This is a genomic window from Pseudomonas borbori, assembly GCF_900115555.1.
GTDB lineage: Bacteria > Pseudomonadota > Gammaproteobacteria > Pseudomonadales > Pseudomonadaceae > Aquipseudomonas > Aquipseudomonas borbori.
Genome location: NZ_FOWX01000008.1, coordinates 1 through 11,311, shown reverse-complemented (window position 1 = coordinate 11,311; position 11,311 = coordinate 1). Strand labels below are relative to the sequence as shown.

Here is an 11,311-nt window from a genome sequence, read left to right as displayed (position 1 = left end):
AACACCGCATTCCCCTGTAGGAGGCCCGACCTCGGGGCGATGGCGGACAGGGTCCGCCCAACATTCAAACGCATCGCGCCCGGACCCGCCCACCAGAGCAGCAACTTATTCGCGCGGTGGCCGTCCCGTTCAACCCTGCTTGCGCGGCCAGACCAGGCTGAACTGCGCGCCGCCGAGGCGTTCGCTGCGGCCGATCTGGGCGCGGCCGCCGTGCCAGTAGATGATCCGGCGTACGATCGACAGGCCCAGGCCATGGCCACCGGAGGCGCGGGTGCGGCTGTCGTCCAGGCGCAGGAAGGGGCTGAAGATGCGTTCCCAGGCCTCTTCCGGTACGCCGGGGCCGTCGTCCTCGATATCCACTCGGCAACGCTGCTGGCCGATCTGGTAACTCACCCGTACCCGCGATTCGGCATGGCGCATGGCGTTGCTCACCAGGTTCTGCAGGGCGCGGTGCAGGTAGCGCAATTCCGCCTCGACCAGCGCACCGCTGCCATCCAGGGCATCCAGGGCGGGGCCGCGTTCGACTCGCACACCGGCGCGCAGCGGCGCCAGCTCGTCGATCACCTGATCGATCAGCTCACCCAGGTCGACCTGCTGGAAGTTCAGCGCCGGCGCGCCCTGCTCCAGGCGTGCATAGGTCAGCATCTCGTCGACCAGCTTGTCGAGGTCCTGGATATCGCTGTCCATGCCGTCCATGTATTTGCGCCGCGCCGTTTCGTTCTCAGCATCGCCGATCATCTCCAGGCCGAAGCGCAGGCGCGCCACCGGCGTGCGCAGCTCATGGGACACCGCCCGGACCATCTCGCGCTGGATGCTCAGGGAACGCTGCAGGTGTTCGGCCATGGCATTGAAGGCCGCCGCCAGCCGCCCCACCGAATCCGTACCGCGGCTCGGCACCCGCGCATCCAGACGGCCGCTGGCGATCCGCGTGGCGGCGCCCTCCAGATCGCCGAGGCGTTGCTCCAGGGGCCGCACCAGCAGATAGACGGTCAAGCCGATCAGGCTCAGACCCAGCACCCCGATCAACACCAGCAACTGCGGCGGATAGGGGTTCATCTGATACAGCGGGCCGATTTCCAGCACCCAGTCCGTGCCGACCACGCCGGAGAACACATGAATGCTGTCGCCGCCCTTGCCCAGCGCCATCACCGTATCGCCCTCGTCCACCCGCCGGCGTTGATCGTCGTCGAGGGCGGCCTGATCGAGACTGACCAGGCGCAGATCGAAACCGAACTGCTTGGCCTGCTTGAGCTCGGCCAGGCGCCGCGGCTGCTCGGCCTGGGGAAAGCGGATCAACTCGTCGAGCAGGAGGAACACCGTCGCCCGCGCCAACTGTTCGCTGATCTGCTGCACCTCGCCGGTCAGCAACAACTGCTGCCGTTCATCGATCTGGCTGTAGACGGTCGCCGCATGCGGGCCGGTTTGCCGCACCAGCACCAGGCCACGCTTGAGACGGTTGCGCGCGCCGCTGTCGAGCGGGGCATCGGCCGCCGGCTCGATGGTCAGCGGAATGCCCAGCAGGCGCTCCCATATCACCACGGCCCGCCGCCGCTCGAGCTCGCTCATCGGCGCCAGGTTGTCGGCCATCAGGCGGAAGGTGCCGCGCGCCAGGCGCTCGCGGTACTGCTCCGAGCGCACCTCGTTGACCAGGTGCAGGGTGCCGGCGCCGAGCAGCGCCACCAGCACCAGCACCGCCAGCATGCCGGCATAGATGCGCAGAAAGATCGAATTCATAGCAGCGCTTCGGCCGCCTCGGCGACGAACAGATAGCCCTTGCTGCGCACCGTCTTGATCAGCCGCGGATGCATCGGGTCGTCGCCGATCTTCGGCCGGATCCGCGAGATGCGCACGTCGATGGATCTGTCCTGGCCGTCGTACTCGATGCCGCGCAGGGCATTGAAGATCTCCTCGCGCGAGAGGATCCGCCCGGCGTTGGCCGTCAGCAGCCAGAGCAGGTCGAACTCGGCGCTGGTCAGCTCGATGCTCTGCTCGCCCAACCAGGCCTCGCGCATCGCACTGTCGATCACCAGCGGGCCGAACTCCAGGCGCCGCGGCCCTTCGCCGGCCGGCGTCGCAACGCCCTCGCGGCGCCGCAGCAGGGCGCGAACCCGCGCCAGCAACAGGCGCGGACGCACCGGCTTGCACACGTAATCGTCGGCACCCATCTCCAGGCCGAGCACCTGGTCCATGTCGTCGGTGCGCGCGGTGAGCATCAGGATCGGCCCGTCGTACTGGTCGCGCACCTTGCGGCAGATCGACAGACCGTCCTCGCCCGGCAGCATCAGGTCGAGAATCACCAGATCCGGCTGCTCCTTGAGGATGCGCGCGGCAGCCTGTGCGCCGTCGCCCTCGATGCTCACCGCCAGGCCATTGCTCTGCAGGTAATCACGGGTCAACTCGGCCAGGCGCTGGTCGTCTTCGACGATAAGGATGTGCCAGGTGTCTTGCTGCTGCACGGCTGCCTCCGGGGACAGATCAACGACGGCGGAAAAGAAGCCGATTGTAGCAATGCCGACCGGCGTTAGTGGCCTGTTCGGTTAATCCGTTTGCCCATGGCCGCAAACCATGCCAGGACCTTGCAGGTCGCACTCCCCGCGGGGCTGTCGGTTTGACCCGCCGCGGCGCAAGGCGCACCGCGGCCGTGCCGCCCACGGACAGGACTCACTGCGACGAATGAGCGTTATCCAATCAACCGCACAGACCACTCGCGGGTAAAAAGCGCCTCTGCACAGAGCAGGCCAAAATGCCACAAAAAAAGCTACATATTGTGTTTCTGTGGCGGACTCGAAATCTTGACCATGATCATGAAAAAAAACCGAAACAACGACGAACGGTACAACGCCAGCCACCCCAGCAAACACGCGGCTTTGCCTAAGTTACCCCAAGTTAACCCACAGCTTTATCCACAGGGCGGAGGACTTGCCATCCCCCCGACACCGCACTATCTTGTATCTCCATCGCACCAAACACCTACATGTTGGGTTTTGACCATAAAAACGGCACAAGCACAATTGCCCATAAAAGGTCTAGTCCCCAACCCGGATCGGTGCACGAATCAACCCCGATAGCGGCCACTGCACACGCGCAGCGGTCATTGTTCCGGCAGCGCGACCCGCCTGCCAGAACCAGGATAATGGCAGACGGTCCTTGCACTCCGACCACTACATCTAGTAGTGCCGGGCAGGGCCGACACAAGACATGAAGCCAGGGAGGCGCTTTCTCTCAGACCCTTCCAGCCAGTTTGCAAGTCCCCTGCTCCCAGCCTCTGGCTGCGTGCGGGTGTTGTTGAAACGGCAGTAGATCCACCGGAAAGCGCCGCCCCGACAAATTACCGATCACGGAGACACGCCTAGCATGCATACCGACACCTCTCGCGAGAACCCGCAGGCCCAAGCACCACAGGCCACCGATGGCAACCTCGACCTGGCCGCCACCGCGCCGGGCCAGTTGCGTGTGATCAAGCGTAACGGCACCGTGGTGCCCTACACCGATGACAAGATCACCGTCGCCATCACCAAGGCGTTTCTCGCAGTGGAAGGCGGCACCGCCGCCGCCTCGTCGCGTATCCATGAAACCGTCGAGCGCCTGACCGAACAGGTCAGCGCCACCTTCAAGCGGCGCATGCCGTCCGGCGGCACCATCCACATCGAGGAAATCCAGGACCAGGTCGAACTGGCCCTGATGCGCGCCGGCGAGCAGAAAGTCGCCCGCGACTACGTGATCTACCGCGAATCCCAGGCCACCAAGCGCAAGAACGCCAGCGCCAGCGCCGGCGACGTCGCCGAGCCGCACCCGAGCCTGCGCGTGACCCACGCCGACGGCACTGTGGCGCCGCTGGACATGGGCCGCCTCAACACCATCGTCAGCGAGGCCTGCGAAGGCCTGGCCGAAGTCGACGGCGCGCTGATCCAGAAAGAAACCCTGAAGAACCTCTACGACGGCGTGGCCCAGAGCGACGTCAGCACCGCCCTGGTGATGACCGCGCGCACCCTGGTCGAGCGCGAGCCGAACTACAGCTACGTCACCGCCCGCCTGCTGATGGACAACATCCGCGCCGAAGGCCTGGGCTTCCTCGGTGTCGCCAGCAGCGCCACCCACCACGAGATGGTCGACTTCTACGCCAAGGCCCTGCCGGCCTACATCGACAAGGGCATCGAGCTGGAACTGCTCAACCCCGTGCTGAAAAGCTTCGACCTGGAAAAACTCGGCGCAGCGATCGATCACGAGCGCGACCAGCAGTTCACCTACCTCGGCCTGCAGACCCTCTACGACCGTTACTTCATCCACAAGGACGGCACCCGCTTCGAACTGCCGCAGATCTTCTTCATGCGCGTGGCCATGGGCCTGGCGATCGAAGAACAGCAGAAAGAAGACCGCGCCATCGAGTTCTACAACCTGCTGTCCTCGTTCGACTACATGGCTTCCACCCCGACCCTGTTCAACGCCGGCACCCTGCGCCCGCAGCTGTCCAGCTGCTACCTGACCACGGTGCCGGACGACCTGGGCGGCATCTACGACGCCATCCGCGACAACGCCCTGCTGAGCAAATTCGCCGGCGGCCTGGGCAACGACTGGACCCCGGTGCGCGCCCTCGGCGCCTACATCAAGGGCACCAACGGCAAATCCCAGGGCGTCGTGCCCTTCCTCAAGGTGGTCAACGACACCGCCGTGGCGGTCAACCAGGGCGGCAAGCGCAAGGGCGCGGTCTGCGCCTACCTGGAAACCTGGCACATGGACATCGAAGAGTTCATCGAGCTGCGCAAGAACACCGGCGACGACCGCCGCCGCACCCACGACATGAACACCGCCAACTGGATCCCGGACCTGTTCATGAAGCGCGTGTTCGACGACGGCCAGTGGACCCTGTTCAGCCCGAGCGAAGTGCCGGACCTGCACGACCTCACAGGCAAAGCCTTCGAAGAGCGCTACGAGTACTACGAAGCCCTGACCCAGTACGGCAAGATCAAGCTGTTCAAAACCATCCAGGCCAAAGACCTGTGGCGCAAGATGCTCAGTATGTTGTTCGAAACCGGCCACCCCTGGCTGACCTTCAAGGACCCGTGCAACCTGCGCAGCCCGCAGCAGCACGTCGGTGTGGTGCACAGCTCGAACCTGTGCACCGAGATCACCCTCAACACCAACGCCGACGAGATCGCCGTGTGCAACCTCGGCTCGGTCAACCTGCCGAACCACATCGTCGACGGCAAGCTGGATCGCGCCAAGCTGCAGCGCACCATCAAGACTGCCGTGCGCATGCTCGATAACGTCATCGACATCAACTACTACTCGGTGCCGCAGGCGCGCAACTCCAACTTCAAGCACCGCCCGGTCGGCCTCGGCATCATGGGCTTCCAGGACGCCCTGTACCTGCAGCACATCCCCTACGGCTCGGATGCTGCGGTCGACTTCGCCGACAAATCCATGGAAGCGGTCAGCTACTACGCCATCCAGGCCTCCTGCGACCTGGCCGACGAGCGCGGCAGCTACGAGACCTTCGCCGGTTCGCTGTGGAGCAAGGGCGTGCTGCCGCTGGACTCGCAGCAGATCCTCATCGAGCAACGCGGGCAGAAGTACATCGACGTCGACCTGAGCGAGTCGCTGGACTGGGCACCGCTGCGCGCCCGGGTGCAGAACGGCATCCGCAACTCCAACATCATGGCCATCGCCCCGACCGCCACCATCGCCAACATCACCGGCGTGTCGCAGTCGATCGAACCGACCTACCAGAACCTCTACGTGAAATCGAACCTGTCGGGCGAGTTCACCGTGATCAACCCCTACCTGGTCCACGACCTCAAGGCCCGCGGCCTGTGGGACTCGGTGATGATCAACGACCTCAAGTACTACGACGGCTCGGTGCAGCAGATCGAACGCATCCCGCAGGAGCTCAAAGACCTCTACGCCACCGCCTTCGAAGTCGACACCAAGTGGATCGTCGACGCCGCCAGCCGCCGCCAGAAGTGGATCGACCAGGCCCAGTCGCTGAACCTCTACATCGCCGGCGCATCGGGCAAGAAGCTCGACGTAACCTACCGCATGGCCTGGTACCGCGGCCTGAAAACCACCTACTACCTCCGCGCCCTGGCCGCCACCAGCACCGAGAAGTCCACCGTCAACACCGGCAAGCTCAACGCCGTGTCCAGCGGTGGCGGCGACAGCCTCAGCGCGGCACCGGCCGGCCCGGCACCGGTGCCCAAGGCCTGCGCCATCGACGAACCGGACTGCGAGGCGTGTCAGTAAGCGCGCGGATCTGAGCGGCATTCGCGGCGTTACCTGCCGGAGCGGCCCCCATCACGTACAGTCGTACGCTCAGGGGCTCCACTCCAGCAGGTGCCTTGCGACTACTCACTCAGCTACACGCTCGAAGGGCGTGCAAAGCGTGAAGCCTAAATTTGTAGGATGGGTTGAGCGCAGCGATACCCATCAATCTGCATATAGGTAAATTCCGCGAACGAGGCGAACCACAGCCCGCCCGCGAAGCACGATCAGAACACCAGATAACAAGCCGTTTGCGTGCACTCGACAACGGACTAGAATTAACTGTACATCCATACAGGCCGGTTATTTCACCGCCCTGAAGCAGGAGCCAAGCCATGCTGAGCTGGGACGAATTCGACAAGGAAGACGGCGCAGACGCAGCCGTCGCCAGCAACACCACCGCGCAAATCGCGGACATGAACATCGACAAGCTCGACCAGGTCGGCGGTGCCGCCGCGGTCGAAGCCCGCGCCATCGCCGCCGACGACAGCGCCGCCGTGGCCCGCGCCAAGGCCGCCCTCGATCAGCTCGACATCGCCGAAGGCCTGGCCGAACTGGAAGGTGCCTCCGCCCGCGTTGCGGTCGACGAGAAGCGCATGATCAACTGCCGCGCCGACCTCAACCAGCTCGTACCCTTCAAGTACGACTGGGCCTGGCAGAAGTACCTGGATGGTTGCGCCAACCACTGGATGCCCCAGGAAGTGAACATGAACGCGGACATCGCGTTGTGGAAAGGCACCGACGGCCTGACCGACGACGAGCGCCGCATCGTCATGCGCAACCTCGGCTTCTTCTCCACCGCCGACTCCCTGGTCGCCAACAACCTGGTGCTGGCCGTCTACCGTCTGATCACCAACCCCGAATGCCGCCAGTACATCCTGCGCCAGGCCTTCGAAGAAGCGATCCACACCCACGCCTACCAGTACTGCATCGAATCGCTGGGCATGGACGAAGGCGCGATCTTCAACATGTACCACGAGATCCCCAGCGTCGCGAAAAAGGCCGCCTGGGGCCTCAAGTACACCCGCTCGATCTCCGACCCGACCTTCACCACCGGCACCGTCGAGACCGACAAGGAACTGCTGCGCAACCTGATCGCCTACTACTGCGTACTGGAAGGCATCTTCTTCTATTGCGGCTTCACCCAGATCCTCTCCATGGGCCGGCGCAACAAGATGACCGGCGTCGCCGAGCAGTTCCAGTACATCCTGCGCGACGAATCCATGCACCTGAACTTCGGCATCGACGTGATCAACCAGATCAAGATCGAAAACCCGCACCTGTGGGACGCCGCGATGAAGGACGAAGCAACCCAGATGATCCTGGAAGGCACCCAGCTGGAAATCGAATACGCCCGCGACACCATGCCGCGCGGCGTCCTGGGCATGAACGCGGCGATGATGGAGGACTACCTCAAGTTCATCGCCAACCGCCGCCTGACCCAGATCGGCCTGAAGGAAGAGTACCCGGGCACCACCAACCCCTTCCCGTGGATGAGCGAGATCATGGACCTGAAGAAGGAGAAGAACTTCTTCGAGACGCGGGTGATTGAGTATCAGACTGGTGGGGCGTTGAGCTGGGATTGATTCGAGTTACTCACTGAAGAGTTAAGAGCGCTTTACCTAAAATGGATGTTTGGGGTGGCGAGCTAGAAGACTTAATGCCCCGCCTAGTGCGGGGTTCTTTTTGGTATTTTAAAAACACTCGAAGAGCCATACACTTATAATTTCGATCTATGCAAAGGAACATGCAATGAATGCAAATAATAACAGCGGAGATTCTAATACAGCACTACTTCGTTATCTGACTGACGCTTTAGATTTGAGTGCTGAAGATATTGACAAAATAACAGAGCACTTCAAAACCAATCCAGATGAACTACAAAAATATTTCTCTCTACAATTTTTTCAAATGCTTGATGCAGGAAAAGACGAACTCTTATCCGAAACCTACGAATCGCTTAGTAAGTTTAGAGAACGTCTATTCCAAACCTGGGAAGCGCCATTAAAAAGACTCGACACCCTTTTATATATGTGCATGGAAATCGTAGACGAATTGAGAAGAGGAAATACCGGCACGACAAACACAAACACTGACAAATTTAATATCGCAACACGCTTGCATGCGCGCTGTGTACAAGTTGGACATGAAATATCCCATCTTTTACACGGAGGATATGCAGATGGTGCATTTGCTCGGTGGAGAACGCTACACGAGACATCAGTAACCACCATATTCATTTGCGAAGGCGATGAAGATTTGGCATCAAGGTTCACAGACTTTCAACATGCCTCCCGCGTATCCGCTGCCACTCGATTCAACAATAACAACGAGCTTGGGTTTAAAGCTTTCTCCAGTGCGCACTTAACTCAAATGGCGAAAGAACAAAAGGAGACGATTGACAAATATGAGCCATGTTTTAAAAATAAATTTGGCTGGGCCCTTAAGGCGCTAGGCAAAGCAATGAATCCCAAATCAGAAGCAAATTTTATCGACATAGAAAAATTCGTCGAAATGAGCTTCTTGAGAAATCACTTTAGCTTTGCCAATCAATATGTACACGCTGGAATTGACAGTATTGGCTTTAAGTTAGGCACGTCAATGTCAAATAAAGATATTTTATTGACCGGCCCATCTAATGAGGGGTTTATAGAGCCAATACAGTGCACAAGCCTGTCATTGATCTACGCGACAATTGCTTTGATAACGGCTTTTCCTAATGAGGAGTCAGCTATAAGAATGTCGGTATTCAGGTTATGGCACGAAATTTTAAAGCAAGAAGTCGTAGATGCGGCCGCTGCCCTGCAGGTTAAAGGCGATGCATTGCGCAATGCCAAGTAGTATTGGGGGACAGACCACGGTTTTTTCGCTTCTGCTTGATCATTCAAGCGAAACCGTGGTCCCTATTATCGTTCCAACCCTGTCCCATGGATTAGCGAGATCATGGACCTGAAGAAGGAGAATAACTTCTTCGAGACGCGGGTTATTGAATATCAGACTGGTGGGGCGTTGAGCTGGGATTGATTCGGCTTACTCACTGAAAGATCAAGAGCGCTTTACCTGAAATGGATATTTGGGGTGGCGATTGAAAACTAAAAGCCCCGCCTAATACGGGCTTTTTATCGAGAGGAAACATGAGACAAATTTTTCTTTCTCTTAGCACGACAGGTGCACCTGTCACTGACGGCCATCGTATTATTGAAATTGGGGCCGTGGAAATAAAAAACAAGGAGCTAACAGGAAAATTTTTCCACTGCTACCTAAACCCAGACAGAGATATAGACGGGTCTGAAATAGCTGTACATGGAATAACCAACGAATTCCTAAACGACAAACCAAGATTTAGCGCAATATTTAATAAGCTAGACATATTCCTTTCGGATGCAGAAATACTATGCACCTCAAAGAACGACACCCTCTTTATCAAGAATGAGCTAGCACTGCACAGATTTACTCCTTCAAACCCTCAATTAAAAGAAGAAATCAACACCCCAACAATAGAGGAAACCCTTACAGCCAGCGCAAAAGAAACCTTCAACTCCGCAAAATCAGCATTCAGAGAAAAAACAAAAGACCTATATGGATCCCTATTAGAGGCTGAAATATCAGCCGACGCCTACTTATCCGCAACAAAAAACGAAAAAATAATTACAAGCATCAACGAATTCCTAGAAGAAGTTAGCAATACCGATCCAAACGACCTATTCCGAGGCGTACCCAATAGAAACTACAGATTGCTTCCCTCTCTATTCAGGCACACATCAGAGGGGCATCAGACCAGAGAGGACAAGATGATGTGGGTGTTCAAGGCTCACTCTCGGCCTCATTTGGAAAAATATCCAGAAAATGATATTCAATGGCTAACATTAGCACAGCATCATGGACTACCAACCAGACTTCTTGATTGGAGCTTTAGCCCTTTGGTAGCCTGCTTTTTCTGTGTCAATGAAAGTATCGACAACGATGGCGCCGTTTATCTATATAAGGCAAGAGACTATAAAAGAGAGGAAAAAATAAACATAAAAACACTAAAAAAACCAGCGGCTTTCCTTCCATCTCATGGTTCAAGAAGGATTACTGCCCAGTCAGGGGCTTTTACAGTCCACCCTGATTGCTGTTATGAAATCGACGAGCCAGAAATTCAAAAATACATAATACCGAAAAACCTAAAGCCTTCGTTTCTAAAGTCCTTATCAAAGTACGGAATAAACAACTCAACCATTTTCCCCGACTTAGACGGGCTGTGCTCTCATATCAAAACCCAACAGGGTTATTGATATAAAGTTATGAAGATTATGGGAGCATTAGGGGACAGACCACGATTTCCGTTAACCGCTATTACGGGTTTCGCCCTTACGGCGAGTCACTTTCTTTTTGCTCGCGCGAAAGAGAAAGTAACCAAAGAGAAAGCGCGCCCGGCATACGGGTTTCGCTTCGCTCAACTTCCCTCGCTGCGCTCGCCCTGCGGGCCAGCCTGCGGCTGTTACTCCGCTTCGCTGCGTTTCGGCCTCCTGACGGGATTCTGGATCGCGCTGTCTGGACGATTTGTGGAGGACAGAGCGAACAGCAAAAGCAGAGCCTGAACGCAAAAGCATCGCGGCCATGGGCCGCTCCTACAGGGCCGGTTGGTATCCGCAGATTTGGAGGATGGGTTGAGCGCAGCGATACCCATCAAAAAGCTGTGGCTCTGCTTTTGGTCATCGAACCGCAATGGCATAGACGACGCCAAACGCCCCATCAGGAATATTAGGGGACACCCATTAGCCGGCCCTGCGTCAAGATCCAAAGCCGACCCGCCCTGCTTTTTAACGGCAGGGGGGGCTCGCTAAACCTGAACGGTTGACCCGATCGAACCCGTTTCCTCGTTTGTGGCTACGACCGAGTCGCGCCAGCCACCCATATGGATCAAGCGGTGATGATGCTTGTAGTACCGCCCTGGCGGTAATCCGCCCCAGAGAATGGGGATTCCATGCGCACTTGGACACCCAGTCCACGAACACTTGGACAGCGATTCCACGCTGACTTGGACACTCATTCCACGGCCCCTTGGACA

Annotated in this window: 6 protein-coding genes and 1 pseudogene; 5 read left to right on the top strand and 2 right to left on the bottom strand. The window is 58.3% G+C overall.

Annotation, left to right across the window (positions count from 1 at the left end; translation table 11 throughout):
* Nucleotides 1–129: 129 nt before the first annotated feature.
* Both BM315_RS07590 and BM315_RS07585 read right to left on the bottom strand, forming a co-directional pair.
* The gene (locus tag BM315_RS07590; RefSeq protein WP_090499464.1) at nucleotides 130–1,734 is read right to left on the bottom strand and encodes an ATP-binding protein; all 1,605 of its coding nucleotides are present in this window, start codon (nucleotides 1,732–1,734) and stop codon (nucleotides 130–132) included.
* Nucleotides 1,731–2,456, bottom strand: coding sequence for a response regulator (locus tag BM315_RS07585; RefSeq protein WP_090499462.1), 726 nt, complete (start codon nucleotides 2,454–2,456; stop codon nucleotides 1,731–1,733). Before BM315_RS07585 ends, BM315_RS07590 begins: the two co-directional genes overlap by 4 nt.
* 898 nt (nucleotides 2,457–3,354) lie before the next feature.
* On the opposite strand from BM315_RS07585, the gene BM315_RS07580 reads away from it, so the two are divergent.
* The 5 genes and pseudogenes from BM315_RS07580 (at nucleotide 3,355) to BM315_RS07560 (ending at nucleotide 10,535) form a co-directional block, all read left to right on the top strand.
* On the top strand, nucleotides 3,355–6,240 hold the full coding sequence (locus BM315_RS07580; RefSeq protein ID WP_090499460.1) for a ribonucleoside-diphosphate reductase subunit alpha: 2,886 nt from the start codon (nucleotides 3,355–3,357) through the stop codon (nucleotides 6,238–6,240).
* Nucleotides 6,241–6,593: 353 nt separating this feature from the next.
* A complete protein-coding gene (locus tag BM315_RS07575) occupies nucleotides 6,594–7,844 on the top strand; it encodes a ribonucleotide-diphosphate reductase subunit beta (protein ID WP_090499458.1) in 1,251 nt (416 codons plus the stop codon).
* A 166-nt stretch (nucleotides 7,845–8,010) separates the two neighbouring features.
* Nucleotides 8,011–9,099 (top strand): DUF5677 domain-containing protein, encoded by a 1,089-nt coding sequence (locus BM315_RS07570; RefSeq protein WP_090499456.1) that lies wholly within the window; start codon nucleotides 8,011–8,013, stop codon nucleotides 9,097–9,099.
* Nucleotides 9,100–9,171: 72 nt separating this feature from the next.
* Nucleotides 9,172–9,282, top strand: a pseudogene (locus tag BM315_RS25435) (hypothetical protein); the annotation flags it as partial.
* Between the two features lie 110 nt (nucleotides 9,283–9,392).
* Nucleotides 9,393–10,535: an FRG domain-containing protein gene (locus BM315_RS07560; protein WP_090499454.1), complete on the top strand. Its 1,143-nt coding sequence runs from the start codon at nucleotides 9,393–9,395 to the stop codon at nucleotides 10,533–10,535.
* Nucleotides 10,536–11,311 lie beyond the last annotated feature (776 nt).